This window comes from Nesterenkonia ebinurensis (genome assembly GCF_008711175.1).
Lineage (GTDB): Bacteria > Actinomycetota > Actinomycetes > Actinomycetales > Micrococcaceae > Nesterenkonia > Nesterenkonia ebinurensis.
In genome coordinates, this window is the sequence record NZ_VWNF01000045.1 from 196222 (window position 1) to 216122 (window position 19901).

Sequence of the window (19901 nt, forward strand, 5' to 3'; positions counted from 1 at the left end):
TCATCGCTCCCGGCAGCGCGGCTAGTCGGTGTAGTCAATGACCACTCGACCGTCGATCTTGCCGTGGTGCATCTCATCGAAGATCGCGTTGATATCCCCCAGCGGACGCTTCGAGTAGGTGGGATGGGGAGCTTAGGCTTGACCGGCCAGTCACCCTCGGCTGCATGCAGGTCCGTGTGGCAGACCCCGGAGGCGATAAGCTTCACCAGGGCCTGTCCGGGGCCGGGTTCAGGGACGGGACAGTAGGTGACGGCCAGCTCTTTGCCGAACTCCTCAACAACTGCTGCGGTCATGGTTGACATAGCGACTCCTTCGTCACAGGTGCTTGACAGGTGCAATTGTGACGCTAGACACACCAGGGTTGCGTCAGGGTTGCATCCGGGCGACCAGCCCCGCCCGCCGGGGAGAATCACTGGGCAGCACGCGTAAGGCGGTGTAGATGACATGTTCATCATGCGCAGCCTCCGGCAGCTGCAGGTACCTGCAGAGCTCCTCAGCTGTACCGTCTGCGAGAATTGATTCACGCAGTGTCGCAGAAAGGTGACGGCGCAATTCGAGGATCCCGGGTGCCTCTGAGCCGGGCAGCAGCATGCCCCCGTAGATGTCCAACGCAGCAGCCCGATCCCCGGCGATCAGTGCGGTGAGCACAGTGACAGCATCGTGATCCACTGGTGAGCTGAGCCGATACGGCCTGGACTCAAGGTCCACTCCCGCGGACGCCGCAGTGCCACGAAGCAGCTTCCGCAGACGGACGATCTCCGCCCGCAGCGAGACCTCATGTCCGAGCTGTCCGAACAGCATCTCGGCAAGCTCCCCGGCGCGGTGGCCGCGACCACCGGTGGCAGCATCCCAGGACAGCAGTGTGAGGATCTCAGCATGGCGCAGACTCAGTGTCTCTCGCATGGCTGCGACCCCCAGCTGCGGCCGGAGGGTTCCCAGGGTGGTCAGCTGGGGCAGGCCGGTGGCAGCAGGCAGCACCTTGAGCTCGGCCTCTGCTGCTGAGATTGCGGCCTGCACCAGGGGAAGGGAGTGAGTGGACACGGCCTTCTCGTCCCCGGTGAGGTCCACAACCCCCAGCAGCCCTCCGGTGTGAGGATTCCGGATGGGAGCAGCCGTGCAGGAGAACTGGTGCGCGGAGTAGGCGAAGTGCTCATCCTGATGCACCTGAACGCCTCGCCCAGTGGTCAGAGCAACACCAGGCGCAGAGGTCCCGATGGCTTCCTCCGACCAAAGGGCTCCCGGTTGGAACGCGGATGCCTCGGCGGTGCGCAGCGCCTGACGGTCCCCGTCCACCCAGAGCAGCCGACCCTCGGCATCGCCGATCGCCACGATCAGTCCGGCCTCGGCAGCGGACTGGACCAGCAGCTTCTCGAAGATGGGCAGCACCTGACGGAGCGGGTGCTGACTGCGATAGTCCTGAAGCGCCGCATCGTCAAGCTCCACCGGAGCCAGTGCCGAATCCGGATTGGACAGGAACTGGGCGGATCGGTGCCAGGACTCTCTCAGCACAGGCTTGAGCACAGCCCAGGTCTGGGGCTGGTCGGGGACTGCCTTCATCTCCCTCCTTCAGCAAAAGAGGAGTGTGTGCCAGATCACAGTCTACTGGTAACCTGGGGATGACCACTGTGCAACGTTGTTGCAACGCCGCGCCACGTAGCGTCGGATCAATTAGTGATTCATATCACTGATCCACAGAGTCAGACAAAGGAGTCGCCATGACCGTTTACGCAAAGCCAGGCACCGAGGGAAGCGCAGTCAGCTTCGCCTCCCGGTATGAGAACTTCATTGGCGGCGAATGGGTCGCTCCGGTCAAGGGGCAATACTTCGAGAATCCCTCCCCGGTGACCGGCCGGACCTTCACCGAGGTGGCGCGCTCCACCGCCGAGGACATCGAGCTCGCCCTGGACGCCGCGCACCAGGCGGCGCCGGCCTGGGGAGAGACCACTGTGGCGGAGCGGGCAGTGCTGCTGAACAGGATCGCCGACCGGATAGAGGAGAATCTCGAGCTGCTGGCGGTGGCCGAGACCTGGGAGAACGGCAAACCGGTCCGTGAGACTCTCGCCGCAGACCTGCCGCTGGCCGTGGACCATTTCCGGTACTTCGCGGGGGTCATTCGCGCCCAGGAGGGCGGGATCAGTGAGATCGACTCCACTACCGTGGCCTACCACTACCACGAGCCGCTGGGTGTGGTCGGCCAGATCATTCCCTGGAACTTCCCCATCCTCATGGCGGTGTGGAAGCTGGCCCCGGCGCTGGCCGCCGGCAACGCCGTGGTGCTCAAGCCCGCCGAGCAGACCCCGGCTTCCATCCTGGTGCTCATCGAGCTGATCCAGGACCTCATCCCCGCCGGGGTGGTCAATGTGGTCAACGGCTTCGGTGCCGAGGCCGGCGCGCCCCTGGCCTCCAGTCCGCGGATCAGGAAGATCGCCTTCACCGGGGAGACCACCACCGGCCGGCTGATCATGCAGTACGCCAGCCAGAACCTCATCCCGGTCACCCTGGAGCTGGGCGGTAAGAGCCCCAATATCTTCTTCGAGGATGTGGCAGCAGCTGAGGACGCCTTCTACGACAAGGCGCTGGAGGGATTCACCATGTTCGCGCTCAACCAGGGTGAGGTCTGCACCTGCCCCTCCCGGGCGCTGATCCAGTCCAGCATCATCGATGAGTTCCTGGAGAAGGCGGTGGAGCGCACCAAGGCGGTCACGCAGGGCAACCCGCTGGATACCGAGACTCAGGTGGGCGCCCAGGCTTCCAACGACCAGCTGGAGAAGATCCTCAGCTATCTGGACATCGGGCAGAAGGAGGGCGCCGAGGTGCTCACCGGCGGCTCCAGGGTGGACCTCGGCGGAGACCTCTCCGAGGGCTACTACGTGGAGCCGACCATCTTCCGGGGCAGCAACTCGATGCGGATCTTCCAGGAGGAGATTTTCGGACCGGTGGTCTCGGTCACCGAATTCTCAGCCTACGAGGACGCTATCTCCACCGCCAATGACACCCTCTACGGACTGGGCGCCGGGGTGTGGTCGCGCAACGGCAACGTGGCCTACCGCGCCGGCAGGGACATCCAGGCCGGACGGGTATGGACCAACTGCTACCACCAGTACCCGGCACACGCCGCGTTCGGCGGGTACAAGCAGTCCGGCATCGGACGGGAGAACCACCTGATGATGCTGGCCCACTACCAGCAGACCAAGAACCTGCTGGTCAGCTATTCGGAAGACAAACTGGGCTTCTTCTAGAACATCCATCCCGGAGGAGGTTCGCCATGGGTGCTGAGCGTGTTGCAGTAACAGATGATGCTGCCGCTCTGCTGCGTCGGCTCCGCGACGAGCACGGACAGCCGCTGATGTTCCACCAGTCAGGAGGATGCTGCGACGGCTCAGCACCCATGTGCTACACACAGGGGACCTTCATCACCGGACCCCAGGACGTGCTGCTAGGGCAGCTGGAGCCGGGCACCCCGGAGCCGGTGCCGGTATGGATCTCCAAACCCCAGTTCGAGTACTGGTCGCACACACATATCACCATTGACGTCACCGCTGGGCGCGGCTCCGGGTTCAGCATCGAAGGGCCTACCGGCAGCCGGTTCATCGTCCGCTCACGGCTGTTCACCGAGGATGAGCTGGAGCAGTTGGAGCCGGTCAGCTACGGCGCGGTGCTCTAGCCGTCCCGGCAGAGAGCTGCTGGCCGGTCCTGGCCCAACCTCCGATGAGGGTCGCCAGGACCATGCCGCTGAGCACTGCCGCCAGGGTACCCGGCTGCCAGGGCAGCACCACCACGGCCAGTGCGGCGGTCACCGTGATGATGACCCCGTCGCCCAGCCATACCAGGATCTTCACCGCGGAGAGATCCATGCCCCCGGGGATCACAGTCGGGGCCAGGAACTCCACCGGTATGTCTCGGCTGCGCATCGACTGGAAGAACCTCGCAGACAGGGCGGCGGCAGCCAGCCCCAGGGACCAGAAAGCCTCACTCCAGTGCGCACTGCCGCTGAGCACGACGACGCCCGCCGCACCTGCGGCGGCAAACACCCCGGTGACCAGCAGCGGCCAGAGCAGCCTGCGGGCCAGTGCAGTGCGCGGAGCCCAGCCGAAGAGCGCTGCGGCGTCGAACTCGTTCTTCAGCTGGCGCCAGCCTTCAGCCGGGGGGCCGGTGCCGAAGAACAGCAGCAGCCCGCCGAGCACGCCCAGCGGGACTGCAGCCAGCAGGTTGCTCTCCTGGAAGCCTGCCCCCGCGGCGGGGGCGGCAAGGGTCAGCAGTGCCGCACCTGCCGGGATCAGCACTCCCGCGCTGAGCATTGACAACGGGCTGCGGGCGGCGCCGACCATGTCCTGGCGCAGCCCGCTCAGCAGTGCCGGGCCGGCGCTGACCGAGGCGCGGTGCAACCGGTGGGCGGGTGCAGCACGGAAGAGCTCTACGGCGTCGTTGATGTTCCCGGTGGAGGTGAAGAGCCGGGCATCGGAGATCCGCCGACTCTGACCCACTACCCGTTCGGCGGGCAGCCGTCCCAGCGCAGCGGGTTCGGCCGCCACCAGCACCAGGGCCGCAGCTGTGGTGAGTACCAGAGCGGCCAGCAGCCAAGCTGGTCCGCCGGCCCAGAGGGAAGCGGCCCATCCGGCGGGCGTGGCGAGATTCACCACCGGCAGCAGAGCTCCGGCCACCCCTTGCAGCGCCACAAGGCCGGTGCACAGCAGCAGCGCTCTCCGGCGGAGCCGCTGGCCCAGGAAGGCCAGCAGTCCCAGCTGAAGGCCACCGGTGAATGCTGCGGCGGCCAGCAGCCCGAATCGACTCCAGTCCCAGACTCCGGTATGGGTCAGCGCGAAGAGGCCCACGGCTGCTGCGCCCCCGATCACCAGCCCGGTTCCGGTCACCGCAGTCAGGACGGAACGGATGAGCACTCGGCGGCGTGGGATTTCAGTGGCCAGCAGAGTGTGGGCCAGAAACGGGGTGAGGAATACCGGACCCTGGATGCGGCCTGCCCATAGGGCGGCTATTGCAAGCAGGGTGACCCCTGCTGCGGCATAGGGTTCGGAGGTCTCCTGGGTGACCCGGCCGGCGAAGCTGGGGTCAAGGAAGTCGCCGATCACATAGGCCACCGGCACAATGTAGAAAGCGGTGACAAAACTGATCAGGTACAGCGAGAACCACCGGTCACCAGCTGTGGGGGCTCCCTCGCGGCCCAGGTAGAGCCTGCGTACCGCCTTCAGCCGCTGAGCCGGTGCGCTCATTGGTGATCAGGAATCGGGTTGAGATCCAGCTGACGTCCGGCGCGGCTGATGATCTCCTGACGGTGCGTAGCAGTGATCACCAGCGCCCCCTCGGCCACCCGCTGCTCCAGCAGGGTGATCAGTGCCTCTACCCGATCGGTGTCCAGATGGCGTTCTGGTTCGTCGAGCAGCAGCAGGCTGAACGGACGGCTGAGCGTCAGTCCCACAGCGAAGAGCTGCAGCTGACCGGCCGAGAGCTCATAGGGGAACCGGTCACCCAGCTCACCGATGGTGAGCTGCTGAAGAGTCTGCTCAGCGGCAGTGAAGGCCGCGGCGGCGTCCTCAGCCCCCCAGGAGATTCGGACCAGGGCGAGCTGCTCGGTGAGCGTCATATCCCGAGCCATCGGCGGAGTGTCGATCAGCGAGGCCACAGCAGCACGGAATACCGGGTCGAACTCATAGGGTTGCTGCCCGTTGATCAGGCCTTCACCGGTGCTGGGCAGTTGACGGCCGACCAGAGTCTTCAGCAGGGTGGTCTTGCCGGTGCCGTTGGCCCCGGTCAGCGCGATCAGCGCAGGCTCTTCTGCGCTGAAGGAGGTCTCCGGCAGCAGCACGGCCTCATCGACGGAGACACTGAGCTGGTGGCACCGGACAGTGACGGTCATCAGCCCATCAGGGGGCTGCCGATGAAGGGGTCGATCCACAGGCCGATGAACAGCAGGGTGAGATAGAGGATCGAGAGGTGGAAGAGCTTCATGGCCCGTTTATCGGTCAGCGACTCGTCCTGGGCACGGCGATAGAGCATATGAGACTCGTAGATGAACCAGGCTCCGGCCACCACGGCGAAAGCGGTGTAGGTGATGCCGGCCCAGCCCAGCGGGATCAGCAGCAGCGAGCAGGCCACCGTGGCCCAGGCGTAGAGCACCACCTGCACCGAGACCGTCTTGGCGGTAGCCACCGCTCCCAGCATGGGGACCTCAGCGTTCTGGTAGTCGGTGCGGTACTTCATGGACAGCGGCCAATAGTGCGGCGGGGTCCACAGGAAGATGATGAAGAACAGCACCAGGGCGGGCCATTCCACGGTTTCTCGAACGGCAGCCCAGGCGATAAGCACCGGGAAGCAGCCAGCCAGGCCTCCCCAGATGATGTTCTGCTCAGTGCGGCGCTTGAGCACCATGGTGTAGATGACCACGTAGAAGAACATGGCCGCCGCGCCGAGCCCGGCGGCCAGCGGATTCGCGCCGAACCAGAGCACAACGATGGCTGCGATGCCCAGCAGAGTGGCAAAGACGAAGGCCTCACGCGGGCTGAGCTCACCGGTGACCAGGGGCCGCTTCTTGGTCCGGTTCATCAGCCGGTCCATATCGCGGTCCAGGTAGCAGTTGAACGCACCGGCTGAGCCGGCGGCGAAGGCTCCGCCGACCATGGTGGCCAGGGCCGTCCAGAAATTCGGCAGCCCGCCCTGGGCGAAGAACATAGTGGGCAGGGTGGTGACCAGCAGAAGTTCGATCACCCGTGGTTTGGTCAGCGAGAGATATGCCGAGGCCTTGCGTCTGAATCCGGTCCGGGGCGCCTGTACTGCCGCGGAGACGGCGGCATCATCAGCAGGGCGGGTGCTCAGATCGGTCACCATGACAGTCTACCGTGTTCTACAGGTTGTAGAAGAATTGCTACGCGTCGATCTTCTCCCGGTCCAGGGCAGCGGCGCCCTCGATGATGAACTCCTTGCGCGGAGCCACCACTGAGCCCATCAGCAGGTCGAAGACCCGCTCAGCCGACTCGGCGTCCTCGGCGCGGATGCGGCGCAGGGAGCGGTGTGCTGGGTCCATTGTGGTTTCGGAGAGCTGGTCGGCGTCCATCTCGCCCAGGCCCTTGTACCGCTGGATGGGCTCTTTATAGCGCAGCCCCTTCTTCTCCAGTTCGGCCAGTAGGGTGACCAGCTCCGCCTCGGAATAGGTGTAGCGGACCTCATTGGGCTTCGAGCCTGCATGGATGATCTCCACCCTATGCAGCGGAGGGACCGCGGCGAAGACGCGGCCGGCCTCGATCATCGGGCGCATATACCGGAAGAAGAAAGTCAGCAGCAGGGTGCGGATATGGGCGCCGTCCACATCAGCATCAGTCATCAGGATGACTTTGCCGTAACGGGCGGCTTCCAGATCGAAGCTGCGGCCGGAACCCGCTCCGATGACCTGCAGCATGGCAGCGCATTCAACATTGGCCAGCATGTCCGAGACTGAAGCCTTCTGGGCGTTCAGGGGCTTGCCCCGAATCGGCAGCAGCGCCTGGAAATCAGAGGAGCGAGCCAGCTTGGCAGTGCCCAGGGCGGAATCACCCTCCACGATGAACAGCTCAGAGGACTCCACATCCTTGTTCCGGCACTCCACCAGCTTCGCCGGCATGGTGGAGTTCTCCAGAGCGTTCTTGCGCCGCTGGGTCTCCTTGTGCTGACGGGCGGCGATGCGTGACTTCATCTCCGCCACCACCTTCTCCAGCACGGCGGAGGCCTCAAGCTTCTCCGTTCGCTTGGTGGTGGTCAGCCGTTTCTCCAGCTCCGTGGAGACCACCTTGTTGACGATCTGCTTGGCCGCCGGGGTCCCCAGCACTTCTTTGGTCTGGCCCTCGAACTGAGGTTCAGCGATCCGCACAGTGACCACCGCGGTGAGTCCGGCGAGCACATCGTCCTTCTCCAGCTTGACGTTGCCGGCCTTGAGCCGGCGTGCGTTGGCCTCCACCACTTTGCGGAAGATCTTCACCAGGGCCTGCTCGAAGCCGCTGAGGTGTGAGCCGCCCTTGGGGGTGGCGATGATGTTCACAAAGGACTTCACTGCGGTGTCGTAGCCGACTCCCCAGCGCAGGGCGATATCCACCTCGCAGTCTCTCTGCACATCGGTCATCTGCCCGTCCACCGGGATTCGTTCGGTGAAGCTGCCGTGGCCCTGGATCCGCCAGATGCTGGTGACCGGGCCGTCAGTGGCCAGATGGTCCACAAACTCGCTGATCCCGCCGTCGTACTGGAAGACCTGCTCAGTGCGCTCGGATCCGCGCCGGTCCACGATGGTCAGCCGCAGTCCTGGCACCAAGAAGGCGGTCTGCCGGGCGCGGTTGATCAGCTCGTCCTCGAGGAACTGAGCCTCAGGGGTGAAAATGTCCCGGTCTGCCCAATACCGCACCGTGGAGCCGGTGACGCCCCGCTTGGCCTTCCCGGCAGCCTGCAGCGGAGAGCCCTTCTCCGCTGGGGTGAAGCTGTCAGTGGGCTTGGACCCGGCAAAGGTGCCGGGCTCCCCGCGCCGGAAGCTCATCTGGTGGACTTTGCCGCCGCGGGTCACAGTGGCATCCAGCCGTGCCGAGAGTGCGTTGACCACCGAGGCGCCCACCCCGTGCAGGCCGCCCACTGCGTTGTAGGAGCCGCCGCCGAACTTGCCCCCGGCGTGCAGCTTGGTGAAGACCACCTCCAGGCCGGAGAGGCCGGTGCGCGGTTCCACGTCCACCGGGATGCCGCGCCCGTCGTCGGCGACCTCTACCGAGTCGTCGGGGTGCAGAGTGATGGCGATGGATGAGGCGTAGCCGGCCAGTGCCTCATCCACGGAGTTGTCGATGATCTCCCAGAGGCAGTGCATCAGTCCCTGGGAGCCGGTGGAGCCGATGTACATGCCGGGGCGTTTGCGCACAGCCTCCAGCCCTTCGAGGACGGAGAGGTGCCGGGCACTGTACTCATCGCGTTTTGCCATGCAGAAAGACTATCCGCAGCTCTTCGCCGGTGGCGAAAGGCACGCCTCAGTGGGCCAAATCGCGAATGACTGCCCCTTTGCCGTGGTTGTATGGGTGACATCATCACTCAACGCTAGGAGGCGAGAGCATGACAGCAACCACCGGCACACTGGAAGCCACCACTACGCTGACTGCCCTGGACCGCTGTGACCGCTGCGGTGCACAGGCCTATATCCGCGCTGAGCTCGCCTCCGGCGGTGCACTGCTGTTCTGCAACCACCACGGTCGTGAGGTGGAGGACACATTGCGCCCGAAGACGGCCAGTTGGATCGACGAATCGGACAAGATCAGCTGAAACTGCTGATCACAGAAAAATGCCCCGGTGCTTCCACCGGGGCATTTTTCGTGCTCGGGAACCGAATCCCGCTAGCTGCACTGTCCCGCCGGCGGGGAAACCCCGCTCGGCTCTCGGCCGGCTGCAGCGGCACCGGCCTTCACACCTAAAGGCACTCGGGAACCGAATCCCGCTAGTCCTTATGTGACTTAGTCCAAATAGTCGCGGAGGACCTGGCTGCGACTTGGGTGACGCAGCTTGGACATGGTCTTGGACTCTATCTGCCTTATCCGCTCACGGGTCACACCGTAGACCTTGCCGATTTCGTCTAGAGTCTTGGGCTGACCGTCGGTGAGGCCGAATCGCATCGCCACAACCCCTGCCTCACGCTCGGCAAGGGTGTCTAGCACGGAATGCAGCTGCTCCTGGAGCAGGGTGAAGCTGACCGCATCGGAGGGTACCACGGCCTCGGAATCCTCGATGAGGTCGCCGAACTCGGAGTCCCCGTCCTCGCCCAGCGGAGTGTGCAGGGAGATCGGCTCGCGGCCGTACTTCTGCACCTCCACCACTTTCTCCGGGGTCATGTCCAGTTCTGCGGCCAGCTCCTCGGGAGCCGGTTCGCGGCCCAGGTCCTGTAGCATCTGGCGCTGCACGCGGGCCAGCTTATTGATGACTTCCACCATGTGCACCGGGATCCGAATGGTGCGCGCCTGGTCGGCCATGGCCCGGGTGATGGCTTGACGAATCCACCAGGTGGCGTAGGTGGAGAACTTGAAGCCCTTGGTGTAGTCGAACTTCTCCACCGCCCGGATCAGGCCGAGGTTGCCCTCCTGGATGAGATCCAGGAAGAGCATGCCGCGCCCGGTGTAGCGCTTGGCCAGGGAGACCACCAGGCGCAGGTTGGCCTCCAGCAGGTGGTTCTTCGCCTTCTTGCCGTCTGCCACCACCAGCTCGAGGTCACGGCGCTGCCGCTTGTCCTTGGGCGGATTGTTCTTCAGCTTGTGCTCGGCGTAGAGGCCAGCCTCAATTCGCAGCGCCAGGTCCACCTCCTGCTCGGCGTTGAGCAGAGCTACCTTGCCGATCTGCTTGAGGTAGTCCTTGACCGGGTCGGCAGTAGCACCTGCCGAGACCACCTGGATGGCGGGGGCGTCATCGTCATCGGCGTTGGAGATCACGAATCCGCGCCCGGAACCGGATTCGTCATCCTCATTCTCTCCGGACTTGGCCTCCAGCAGCTCCTCGGCATCCTCACCGGCACCCTCTGCCTTGGCTACTGCCGACTCCAGAGTCTCAGTGGGTGAGGCCTCCTCCTCGGCGAGGATCTCATCGACCGGGTCGGCGGCCTTCTTCCGGCCCCCGGCCTTCTTGGGGGCAGCCTTGGCGGTGGACTTGGCCGCACCGGCTTTCTTAGCGGCCGTGGACTTGGCTGCGGAGGACTTCTTAGCTGTCGATGCGGAGCTGGACTTCTTGGCTGTGGTGGACCGTTTCTCGGTCTCCTCAGCGACGGTCGTCTCCTGGGTGGATTTCGACGCAGTAGTGGGCACGATGACCTTCCGTCTCGTTTACTTGAGGTGCAGACGCTCAACACGCCTATGACCCTGTCAAGTCCCGGTTCGGAACAAATTCCTCCCCGGGCTGCAGGGTCTTACGGTGTGCAAACACGGCCGCTGCTCAGTCCATTCCCGGTTCGGCGGATGAATTTATCGCCCGGCTCTTCCACCAGGAGTAGCTGGACTGTTTCACCCGGGCCCAGGAGCAGACTCCGACCGCCTGGAGATAGTGTTCCACTGTTTTGGCCAGCACCGGGTAGCCAGCCTGGCGCCAACGCTGCGGGAACTCTCGATGCACAGCTTCGACGAATGCGGCGGAGCGGGAGCCGCTGCCCTGGATCCATTCGATCCAGGCTTTGAGTCCCAGCAGCTGTTCACGCTGCCTGGGACTGGCGTAGGGCACCAGTTCGTGCAGCAAGGAGTCCAGGGCTTCCACCGATTCCCATCGCGGCGGCAGCGGGGAATCTCCCCAGATAGCCTCCCGAAGCGCCTGTTCATCGGGTTCGGCGGGGCAGGCTGCGGTCAGGACAAATTCAGCCCCGCGGGTGGTCAGCAGCATCAGCAGGATTGGTGTCCATGACTCATCCAGAGATGACAGGAGTGCAGGGATGCGCTGCGTCTCACTGTGGATCCACTCAGCTGAAGAGGCGCCTTCGGTCCTGACCAGTGCGGCTTCCCAGACGGTGAGCGCACCACTGGTGGTCAGCGGCGGGCAGGCCTCCTGCTGCTGAACCTCCCGAATACGGTGCTCGGCGACCAGCGGAGTCACCGCCAGAAACTCTTCCACGGCTTCATGCGGGTCCAGCTCGCCGGTGCGCAGCAGGACAGGCAGGCGTTCCCAGGTGGCCGCCATCGCAGAGTGCAGCTCGGTTCCCGGATAAGGGCAGCAGTGCTCATCATGGCAGTCGTAGTCACGGACGTATCCGGCGGCCGCATACCAGACTTGGGCGATCTGGGCCCCGGCAAGCTCTGCGAGTCGATCGGCCAGGGTCCCGAGCAGTTGATCATGGTCTGCGGGTGCCTCCGGGCTGAGCGGCTCATCTTCCATAATCGCCACCAGTACGGCTTCTGGAACAGGTTCAGCGCCGGCTCCGGCGATCCACTCGGCACATCGCACCCCGGCCTGGACCGGATTCCTGCGCACCGGTTCCAGGTCGATGCGCAGGTTTCCGCCGGTGCGGCCGTCCAGCAGTCCAATGATCACTAACGAATCCTGGGGTAGGTAACCGAAGGTGTGTTGGACCAGGGCGAGGGCATCACCGGGATCGTTGATGCTCAGCGGAGCGGCATGATTGATCGGCGGCAGGTCATGGTTCTGGGGTATGTGTGATGATGTTGTCATAGCCCCAGCCTGCGGCGATTCAGCAGGCCTTCCTGCGACTCAGTCCCGCTTCTGTGGAGGGCCCGGCGTGTCACGGGACCACATCCTGCACCTGGGGAAAACTCTGCGGCCCCTAGTCTTGGTTGCGGAGGAACTCCTCGACTGCCGCACCGAGCTCCTCGGCGTCGGGCACGGCGTCGCCCTCCTTGACCAGCAGGGAGCGCTGGTTGGTGGTGGCGTACTGGTCGAAGTTCGCCTCCAGCTGCTTGACCAGGTGCGCGATCTCCGGAGCCTGCTCCACCTGCCGGGTGATATCGGCGTCCACTGACCGAGCCCCCTCACGCAGCTCGTCGGTGGGCAGTATCAGCTCCCCGGCAGCACCGGCGTACTCCAGGGCAGCCACTGCCACCTGGGGGTATTTGCCCCCAGCCAGATAGTGCGGCACATGCAGGGTATAGCCGACGACGTCGCGGCCCGCCTCATCTGCCCGCAGCTCCAGCATCTGGGAGAGCCCGGCCTCGATCTTGGCATCCGGCGACCAGGTGGAGATGCCCTTGACGAGGTCCTTGCGGTTGCCGTGAGCGGTGACCCCGATGGGCCGGGTGTGCGGAGTGGGCAGACCCAGTGAGTCCACGGTGACCACCAGCCGCACATCAATCTGCTCAATGAGCTGCAGCAGCGTCTCCGTCACGGATTCCCACTGGAAGTCCGGTTCATCGCCGGTGAGCAGCAGGAAGGGCCGGCCTGAGGCGTCACGCACCTCGAAGAGCTCCAGCCGGGGGCCCTGGAGCTCGGAGAACCGGTTTTCGGTGAAGGTCAGCTGAGGCCTGCGGGAGCGGTAGTCGAAGAGGTCGTCCACCTCAAAGTGGGCCACACTGCGATGCGGAAGAGTGCCCAGGAGGGTCTCAGCCAGCTGTTCTGAGAGCTGGCCGGCGTCGGTGTGCCCGGAGATGGAGACCAGCAGGGGCATCCGAGCCCCGGTGGAGCCTTCGTGGCGCACCAGATCGGTGCTCTCCGGGGCTGCATCAGACTCCATGCCCTCATCATGGGCATGGATGTGCAGCAGATTGAACTCTTCGGCATTGGTCACCGGCTCCGGCTCCTCTCCTGCGGTGTGGTCCGTGGTGTCTGTGGGATAACAGTCTGCCTGATCAACACATTCCCAGCAGCGCTGACAGGCCGGAGCTGTTTGTGGATAGTATCGGAGTCGTGATTAGTGACTTCGCCCCCACCGTGACCACCATAACCTCTGCCGTGGAGAAGGTTGACGCCGATGCCCTGGTGCTCGGCGTGGCCAAGGGCCCCGAAGGCCCGGTGCTGCTGCCGAACCCGCTAGCTGAGAAGGCCGCCAAGGGGGTCTCCGACTCGCTCAAGGCGCTGGGCGCCTCCGGTGCTGCCGACCAGCTGCTGCGACTGCCCGGCGTGGACGGGTTCAAGTCCGAGACCCTGGTTCTGGTCGGTGTGGGCAAACTCACCGGCGAACCTGACGGTGGGGTCTCTAATGAGGCGCTGCGCCGTGCCGCCGGCTCTGCGGTGCGCCAGCTCTCCACTGCCGGCTCAGTAGCCCTGGCCCTGCCTGCCGCCACTGTGGAGCAGGTAGCCGCAGTGGCGGAGGGTGCCGCCCTGGGCGCCTACAGCTTCACCCACTTCAAAGGGTCCGAGGCTGCCCGGTCCAAGACCCCTGTGGCTGAGATCGCTGTGCTCACCGAGCTGAAGGACAAGCACACCAAGCCTGCGGTAGCCCGGGCCTCAGTGGTGGCCGCAGCAGTGCGCACCACCCGGGACCTGGTCAACACCCCGCCCAGCCACCTCTACCCGGAGTCCTTCGCCGAGGCCGTCAAGGACCAGACCAAGGGCGCCAAGCTCAAGGTCAAAATCTGGGACCACAAGGACCTGGAGAAGGGCGGCTTCGGCGGCCTGCTCGGTGTGGGCGGCGGCTCCTCCCGCAAACCGCGCCTGGTGAAGGTGGAGCACTCCCCCGCCAAGCCGGCGGCCCATATCTCCCTGGTGGGCAAGGGCATCACCTTCGACTCCGGCGGGCTCTCCCTGAAGCCGGCCAATGCGATGACCACTATGAAGCTGGACATGGCCGGAGCGGCCACAGTGGCCGCAGTGGTCAAGGCTGCCGCAGATCTGGACCTTCCGGTGAAGGTCACCGGCTGGCTGTGCCTGGCCGAGAATCTGCCCTCCTCCACCGCTCAGCGCCCCGAGGACGTCATCACTATTTACGGCGGTAAGACGGTGGAGGTGCTCAACACCGATGCTGAGGGCCGTCTGGTGCTGGCCGACGGGATCGTGGCTGCCGGGGAGGAGAGCCCGGACGCCATCATCGATATCGCCACCCTCACCGGCGCCCAGATGATCGCCCTGGGTGTGCGCACCGTGGGTGTGATGGGCAATGCGGACCTGCGCGATGATCTTGTGGAGGCCTCTGAGGATGCCGGCGAGTCCCACTGGGGTATGCCCATCCCGGAGGAGGCCATCAGCGGCTTTGAGTCCGCAGTGGCTGATCTGACCAACACCGGTGCCCGCGAGGGCGGCATGCTCAACGCTGCAGCCTTCCTGCGCGAGTTCGTCCCGGAGAAGCCCGATGCTCCCGAGGACGCCCTGGACCCGGAGGACAAGCGTGTTCCCTGGGCGCATATTGACATCGCCGGACCCTCATTCAACGAGAAGGGCCCCTACGGCTACGTGCCCAAGGGCGGCACCGGGGTCAGCGTACGCACCCTGATCACCTATCTCGAGGGCCTGACCCGCTGATAGTCTGATCCCCAAGTACATAAGTCAAACGTCCCACCCAAAGGAGCCTGAGAAGTGGCTGAAGAATTTGACGTCCTGGTGCTCGGCGGCGGCTCTGCCGGCTACGCGGCTGCGCTGCGCAGTGTCCAGCATGGTTTCTCTGTAGCGCTGGTGGAGAAGTCCAAGCTCGGCGGCACCTGCCTGCATACCGGCTGCATCCCCACCAAAGCCTATCTGCACGCCGCAGAGCTGGCTGATGAGGCTCGAGAGTCGGAGAAGTATGGCGTCAACGTCGACTTCAAGGGCATCGACATGGCCAAGGTCAAGGAGTACAAGGACGGCATCGTCGCCGGCAAGTACAAGGGGCTGACCGGCCTGCTGAAGATGCGCAAGGTCCAGGTCATCGAGGGTGAGGGCAAGCTCGTCTCGCAGAACGAGGTGGAGGTGGCAGGCACCACCTACAAGGCTAAGAACATTGTGTTGGCCACCGGATCCACCTCCAAGACCTTCGGGCTGCCGCTGAGCAAGCGGATCATCACCTCCACCGAGGCCCTGGAGCTGGACCACACGCCTAAGTCCGCCATTGTGCTCGGCGGTGGTGTCATCGGCTCCGAGTTCGCCTCAGCCTGGAGCTCCTACGGGGTGGACGTCACCATCATCGAGGGTCTGCCCCACCTGGTGCCCAATGAGGACCCCAGCATCATCAAGCAGTTGGAGCGCTCCTTCAAGAAACGCGGCATCACGTTCAATCTGGGCACTTTCTTCAAGGAGGTCGAGGAGACCGCCGAGGGCGTCAAGGTCACCTTGGAGGACGGCAAGACCTTCGAAGCCGAGATCTGTCTGGTGGCCGTGGGCCGCGGCCCGGTCACCGAGGGACTGGGCTTCGATGAGCAGGGCGTCACCCTGGACCGCGGGTTCGTGATCACCGATGAGCGTCTGCACACCGGTGTGGGCAACATCTACGCGGTGGGCGACATCGTCCCCGGCCTGCAGCTGGCCCACCGCGGCTACCAGCAGGGCATCTTCGTAGCCGAGGAGATCGCCGGCAACAACCCGGTGATCGTTGAGGACATCAACATCCCCAAGGTCACCTTCACCGAGCCGGAGATCATGTCTGTGGGCTACACCCAGCCCAAGGCTGAGGAGAAGTTCGGCAAGGACCAGATCGAGGTCACCGAGTACAACCTGGCCGGCAACGGCAAGTCCTCCATCTTGGGTACCGGCGGCATTATCAAGATGGTTGGTGTCAAGGGCGGGCCCATTGTGGGTGTGCACGGCATCGGCTCCCGGATCGGTGAGCAGATCGGCGAGGCCCAGCTGATCGTCAACTGGGAGGCCTACCCGGAGGACGTGGCCACCCTCGTCCACGCCCATCCCACCCAGAACGAAGCGCTCGGAGAGGCCGCTATGGCACTCTTCGGGCATCCCCTCCACGGCTGAGCAGCCCACCCAAGAATTTACGAGTAGGAGCCGGACCAATGTCTGAGACCGTCAATCTTCCCGCACTCGGTGAATCCGTCACCGAAGGCACTGTCACCCGCTGGCTCGTCGAGGTCGGAGAGGAGGTGGAGGTCGACCAGCCCATCGTGGAGGTCTCCACCGATAAGGTCGACACCGAGGTCCCCTCCCCGGTAGCCGGCACCGTGGAGGAGCTGCTGGTCTCCGAGGACGAGACAGTGGAGGTCGGTGCCCCGCTCATCACTATCGGCGACGGCTCAGGCTCCGGCTCTGCCGATTCAGGCGACGAAGGCGCCGACGCCGAGGCTCAGGAGGAGGCTGCCACCGAGGCTGAGCAGCCCGAGGAGACCCAAGAGGCCACCGAGGAGGCCGGAGGAGCCGATTCTGATTCCGCCCCCACCCCTGCAGCCGGTGAGTCCGGCGGCGCTGAGACCACCCCGGAGGAGGACAGCCCCGCTCCTGAGACCGGCGGCGGTGAGGGCGAGGAAGTCACCCTCCCGGCTCTGGGTGAGTCCGTCACCGAGGGCACTGTCACCCGCTGGCTGGTTGAGGTCGGTGATGAGGTCCAGGTGGACCAGCCGCTGCTGGAGGTCTCCACCGATAAGGTCGACACCGAGGTGCCTTCGCCGGTGGCCGGTACTGTGCTTCAGCTGGAGGTCTCCGAAGATGAGACAGTGGAGGTCGGCGCCGTGCTGGCTGTGATCGGCTCCGGCGCTGCCCCTGAAGCAAAGGCGGAAGAACCTACCGAAGAGGCCCAGGAGGCGGCCGAGCCGGAGACATCAGCTGAGCAGCCCAAGGAAGAAGAGGCGCCGAAGCAGGAAGCTCCCAAGGAGGAGTCCACGCCTGAGCCTGAGCCTAAGGCAGCCGAGTCCAAGCCCGAACCCGCTGAGGACAGCTCTGCGGAGGGCTATGTCACTCCCCTGGTGCGCAAGCTCGCCAAGGACAAGGGGGTGGACCTTTCCAGCCTCAAGGGCACTGGTGTCGGTGGCCGCATCCGCAAGCAGGACGTGCTCGACGCCGCCGAAGCCGCCAAGTCCGAGACCCCTAAGCAGGACGCTGCTCCGGCAGCCAAGCCGGCACCTGAGGTGCAGGTGGACACCACGAAGCGCGGCAGCACTGAGAAGGCCCCGCGGATCCGCCAGGTCATCGCCCAGCGGATGAACGAGTCCCTGGACATCTCCGCACAGCTGACCCAGGTGCACGAGGTGGACATGACCCGCATCGTCAACCTGCGGGCCAAGGCCAAAGAGTCCTTCAAGGCCGCCAATGGTGCCAACCTCACCTACCTGGCGTTCATCGCTGTGGCTGCCACCGAGGCACTGAAGCAGCACCCGGTGCTCAACGCCGAGTACAACCAGGACTCCCAGGAGATCACCTATCACGACGCCGAACACCTGAGCTTCGCGGTGGACACGGAGAAGGGCCTGATGGTCCCGGTGATCGCCGATGCCGGTGACCTCTCGCTGGCAGGGATGGCCAAGAAGATCGCCGATGTGGCCAAGCGGACCCGGGAGAACAAGATCGGGCCCGACGAACTCTCCGGCGGCACCTTCACCATCACCAACCTGGGCAGCTTCGGGGCTCTGTTCGACACCCCCATCATCAACCAGCCGCAGGTGGCCATCCTGGGCCCGGGTGCAATCGTGAAGCGGCCCATGGTGGTCACCGACGAGGACGGCAATGAGTCCATCGGCATCCGGCACATGATGTACCTCTCGCTGACCTACGATCACCGGATCGTAGACGGCGCTGACGCCGGCCGTTTCCTCCAGACTCTGAAGAGCCGCTTGGAGAACGGCAACTTCGAAGTGTGAGCCGGCCCTGCTCCGGGCATGATCGTAGGCATCTCCATAACGGCGTGGTCATCGATGGTCGGCAGCAGGCTCAGCGGCTCAGGCTCTGCACAGGCATAGAGCTCTGCGGCGAACTCACCGGCCAGTGGGAGCTCGCCGGGCACCGAGCCGAGCGCTGACTCCAGCAGCTCCGCCAACTCGGTGGGGACTCCAGGCAGCAGACTCTGCAAGGGCGCCCGCAGTGCTGTGGCCGGGGGCTGACTGCCGGTCAGTGCCTCCCAGGCCACACCGGCCAGAGCCATCACGTCCTGCTCCGGGGTGCCGCCACGGGCGCCGGTGCCCAGCACTGCGGAGTCACCGAGGTCGCCCAGAGCCGGCTCTCCTTCTGGGGTGAGCAGGATATTTGCCGCACTGACATCGCCATGGGCGGCGCCCTGGGTGTGCAGGTGCTCCAGTGCCTGAGCCACCGGAGTCAGCGCTGTGACCAGCTCATTCGAGCTCAGCGGTCCCGCGCTGTGCAGCAGCTGCCCCAGCGAACCTGCGGTATAAGGCTGTAGGAGGATTCCGGTACTGCCCTGCGAGGTGCTCAGCACTCCCCAGGGCCGGACCAGATGGTCATGGACCAGCGGCAGCATGGCTTCCAGCTCCTGCTGCGCTGAGCGCAGGGATGGTGCGCTGCGCGCTCTGCTCAACGGCAGTTTCAGGGCGAGCTTCTGCGGCGGACCATCGCCCACCCAGGTGATGGTCCGGGCCGCAGCTGCGGTGCACTGCACCAGCCAGACAGCACTGCGACCACCCACCCCCAGCAGCCTCAGCGGCGCCAAGCCGGGTATCCGTGGTGGAGGGAGCGTGGCGGCGTCGTCATGTTCCATACCGCTCAGCATGCACCGGTTCCAAAAATCTCGCAGAAAGTTTTCCACAGCCGATTGAGCCGAGTGCAGACACGAGCCTGCCCGCAGTGCGGACAACCGTCTAAGACGTGCAGAACTCGGTGAGGCGTAGGCTAGTGGCATGACCTCATTGCAGACTCGCTTCCTCGGCTTCGATCCTGATCTGGTGGACTACCGGGAGGCCTGGGAGACTCAGCGCTCACTGCACGCCCAGATCCTGGACGGTCAGGGCGAATCCACCCTGCTGCTGCTGGAACATGCCGATGTCTACACCGCAGGCAAGCGCACCGAGCCGGAGGATCTGCCGGCCGACGGCACGCCGGTGGTGAATGTGGACCGTGGCGGCAAGCTCACCTGGCACGGCCGCGGGCAGCTGGTGGGCTACCCCATCCTGCATCTGCGCGACCGGTCCCTGGTCAAGGACTATGTGTGCACCTTGGAGAAGGTGCTCATCAAAGTGCTCGCTGAGGAGTACGGGATTCAGGGCTCCCGCGTCGAGGGCCGCTCCGGGGTGTGGCTCACCGCCGAGCAGACCGGCGCGCCGGTGGATCAGAAGATCGCTGCGATCGGCATCCGGGTGCACCGCTCAGTGACCATGCACGGCTTCTCCCTGAACTGCTCCAATGAGCTCTCCCCCTTCGGGAACATCATTCCCTGCGGAATCTCTGATGCCGGGACCACCAGCATCTCCGAACAGCTGGGGCGCACCGTCACCCCGGCTGCGGCAGCACCGCTGATTGCCCAGGAATTGCAGGCGGTGCTGCCGCGTTATCTCACATCAGGGGCAGATACTGCCGGTCCGGACACCTCCGACCTGCTGTCTGCCTGCACACTGTCAGCGCCGAAGGAAGAGGTCTCACGTTGAGCGGATGCGCCCCCGCCGCAGCAGGAACTGGCA

General features: G+C 64.9%; 16 protein-coding genes and 1 pseudogene. 7 read left to right on the top strand and 10 right to left on the bottom strand.

Translation table 11 applies throughout. From position 1 onward, the window contains the following. Window positions 1-116: 116 nt before the first annotated feature. Together F0311_RS13795 and F0311_RS13800 are read right to left on the bottom strand one after the other, a co-directional pair. Window positions 117-302 (bottom strand): annotated as a pseudogene (locus F0311_RS13795) (alcohol dehydrogenase catalytic domain-containing protein); the annotation flags it as partial. Window positions 303-366: 64 nt separating this feature from the next. Beyond that, window positions 367-1557 (bottom strand): GAF domain-containing protein, encoded by a 1191-nt coding sequence (locus tag F0311_RS13800; protein ID WP_150462508.1) that lies wholly within the window; start codon window positions 1555-1557, stop codon window positions 367-369. 158 nt (window positions 1558-1715) lie between these two features. Here F0311_RS13800 and adh point away from each other — a divergent pair, with 158 nt between their 5' ends. Together adh and F0311_RS13810 are read left to right on the top strand one after the other, a co-directional pair. After that, entirely contained in the window at window positions 1716-3239 is a 1524-nt protein-coding gene (adh, locus tag F0311_RS13805) for an aldehyde dehydrogenase (protein WP_150462509.1), read from the top strand. 26 nt (window positions 3240-3265) lie between these two features. Next, the gene (locus tag F0311_RS13810; protein ID WP_150462510.1) at window positions 3266-3664 is read left to right on the top strand and encodes a DUF779 domain-containing protein; all 399 of its coding nucleotides are present in this window, start codon (window positions 3266-3268) and stop codon (window positions 3662-3664) included. Here F0311_RS13810 and F0311_RS13815 read toward each other — a convergent pair. From F0311_RS13815 to F0311_RS13830, 4 genes are read right to left on the bottom strand one after another with little or no spacing between them, the layout of a single operon-like run. After that, the gene (locus F0311_RS13815) at window positions 3642-5228 is read right to left on the bottom strand and encodes a hypothetical protein (protein WP_150462511.1); all 1587 of its coding nucleotides are present in this window, start codon (window positions 5226-5228) and stop codon (window positions 3642-3644) included. The genes F0311_RS13810 and F0311_RS13815 overlap by 23 nt on opposite strands. Next, complete coding sequence (locus F0311_RS13820) at window positions 5225-5872, bottom strand: ABC transporter ATP-binding protein (RefSeq protein ID WP_150462512.1); 648 nt, start codon at window positions 5870-5872, stop codon at window positions 5225-5227. Before F0311_RS13820 ends, F0311_RS13815 begins: the two co-directional genes overlap by 4 nt. Continuing rightward, window positions 5872-6840 carry a heme o synthase gene (locus F0311_RS13825; protein WP_150462513.1) on the bottom strand — a complete coding sequence of 323 codons (969 nt, stop codon included), beginning with the start codon at window positions 6838-6840 and terminating at the stop codon, window positions 5872-5874. The genes F0311_RS13820 and F0311_RS13825 overlap by 1 nt, the downstream gene beginning before the upstream one ends. A 37-nt stretch (window positions 6841-6877) precedes the next feature. Continuing rightward, window positions 6878-8938, bottom strand: a complete 2061-nt coding sequence (locus F0311_RS13830; RefSeq protein ID WP_150462514.1) for a DNA gyrase/topoisomerase IV subunit B — start codon at window positions 8936-8938, stop codon at window positions 6878-6880. 128 nt (window positions 8939-9066) lie between these two features. Here F0311_RS13830 and F0311_RS13835 point away from each other — a divergent pair, with 128 nt between their 5' ends. Continuing rightward, entirely contained in the window at window positions 9067-9273 is a 207-nt protein-coding gene (locus F0311_RS13835) for a DUF7455 domain-containing protein (RefSeq protein WP_150462515.1), read from the top strand. A 188-nt stretch (window positions 9274-9461) separates the two neighbouring features. Here F0311_RS13835 and F0311_RS13840 read toward each other — a convergent pair whose 3' ends face one another. The 3 genes from F0311_RS13840 to F0311_RS13850 all read right to left on the bottom strand — a co-directional run bounded on the left by F0311_RS13840 (window position 9462) and on the right by F0311_RS13850 (window position 13213). Next, window positions 9462-10799 carry an RNA polymerase sigma factor gene (locus F0311_RS13840; RefSeq protein WP_396897452.1) on the bottom strand — a complete coding sequence of 446 codons (1338 nt, stop codon included), beginning with the start codon at window positions 10797-10799 and terminating at the stop codon, window positions 9462-9464. 124 nt (window positions 10800-10923) lie between these two features. Continuing rightward, window positions 10924-12144 carry a DUF4192 family protein gene (locus F0311_RS13845; RefSeq protein WP_150462517.1) on the bottom strand — a complete coding sequence of 407 codons (1221 nt, stop codon included), beginning with the start codon at window positions 12142-12144 and terminating at the stop codon, window positions 10924-10926. A gap of 112 nt (window positions 12145-12256) precedes the next feature. Then, the gene (locus F0311_RS13850) at window positions 12257-13213 is read right to left on the bottom strand and encodes a PAC2 family protein (protein WP_150462518.1); all 957 of its coding nucleotides are present in this window, start codon (window positions 13211-13213) and stop codon (window positions 12257-12259) included. 119 nt (window positions 13214-13332) lie between these two features. Here F0311_RS13850 and F0311_RS13855 point away from each other — a divergent pair, with 119 nt between their 5' ends. Genes F0311_RS13855 through sucB form a run of 3 tightly spaced genes read left to right on the top strand, consistent with a single transcriptional unit; the run spans window position 13333 to window position 18134 of the window. Further along, window positions 13333-14883, top strand: coding sequence for a leucyl aminopeptidase (locus F0311_RS13855; RefSeq protein ID WP_150462519.1), 1551 nt, complete (start codon window positions 13333-13335; stop codon window positions 14881-14883). Between the two features lie 54 nt (window positions 14884-14937). Continuing rightward, window positions 14938-16302, top strand: a complete 1365-nt coding sequence (gene lpdA / locus F0311_RS13860) for a dihydrolipoyl dehydrogenase (protein ID WP_150462520.1) — start codon at window positions 14938-14940, stop codon at window positions 16300-16302. Window positions 16303-16340: 38 nt separating this feature from the next. Next, complete coding sequence (gene sucB, locus F0311_RS13865) at window positions 16341-18134, top strand: 2-oxoglutarate dehydrogenase, E2 component, dihydrolipoamide succinyltransferase (protein ID WP_150462521.1); 1794 nt, start codon at window positions 16341-16343, stop codon at window positions 18132-18134. Here the strand turns inward: sucB and F0311_RS13870 are convergent. After that, on the bottom strand, window positions 18050-18985 hold the full coding sequence (locus F0311_RS13870) for a protein kinase domain-containing protein (RefSeq protein ID WP_191089936.1): 936 nt from the start codon (window positions 18983-18985) through the stop codon (window positions 18050-18052). The two genes, sucB and F0311_RS13870, sit on opposite strands and share 85 nt — an antisense overlap. A 139-nt stretch (window positions 18986-19124) precedes the next feature. On the opposite strand from F0311_RS13870, the gene lipB reads away from it, so the two are divergent. After that, window positions 19125-19868, top strand: coding sequence for a lipoyl(octanoyl) transferase LipB (lipB, locus tag F0311_RS13875; RefSeq protein WP_150462523.1), 744 nt, complete (start codon window positions 19125-19127; stop codon window positions 19866-19868). Window positions 19869-19901 lie beyond the last annotated feature (33 nt).

Coding starts and splice junctions, on each gene's coding strand:
- F0311_RS13800 (WP_150462508.1), bottom strand. CDS start 1,557: ATGAAGGCAGTCCCCGACCAGCCCCAGACCTGGGCTGTGCTCAAGCCT.
- adh (WP_150462509.1), top strand. CDS start 1,716: ATGACCGTTTACGCAAAGCCAGGCACCGAGGGAAGCGCAGTCAGCTTC.
- F0311_RS13810 (WP_150462510.1), top strand. CDS start 3,266: ATGGGTGCTGAGCGTGTTGCAGTAACAGATGATGCTGCCGCTCTGCTG.
- F0311_RS13815 (WP_150462511.1), bottom strand. CDS start 5,228: ATGAGCGCACCGGCTCAGCGGCTGAAGGCGGTACGCAGGCTCTACCTG.
- F0311_RS13820 (WP_150462512.1), bottom strand. CDS start 5,872: ATGACCGTCACTGTCCGGTGCCACCAGCTCAGTGTCTCCGTCGATGAG.
- F0311_RS13825 (WP_150462513.1), bottom strand. CDS start 6,840: ATGGTGACCGATCTGAGCACCCGCCCTGCTGATGATGCCGCCGTCTCC.
- F0311_RS13830 (WP_150462514.1), bottom strand. CDS start 8,938: ATGGCAAAACGCGATGAGTACAGTGCCCGGCACCTCTCCGTCCTCGAA.
- F0311_RS13835 (WP_150462515.1), top strand. CDS start 9,067: ATGACAGCAACCACCGGCACACTGGAAGCCACCACTACGCTGACTGCC.
- F0311_RS13845 (WP_150462517.1), bottom strand. CDS start 12,144: ATGACAACATCATCACACATACCCCAGAACCATGACCTGCCGCCGATC.
- sucB (WP_150462521.1), top strand. CDS start 16,341: ATGTCTGAGACCGTCAATCTTCCCGCACTCGGTGAATCCGTCACCGAA.
- F0311_RS13870 (WP_191089936.1), bottom strand. CDS start 18,985: ATGGAACATGACGACGCCGCCACGCTCCCTCCACCACGGATACCCGGC.
- lipB (WP_150462523.1), top strand. CDS start 19,125: ATGACCTCATTGCAGACTCGCTTCCTCGGCTTCGATCCTGATCTGGTG.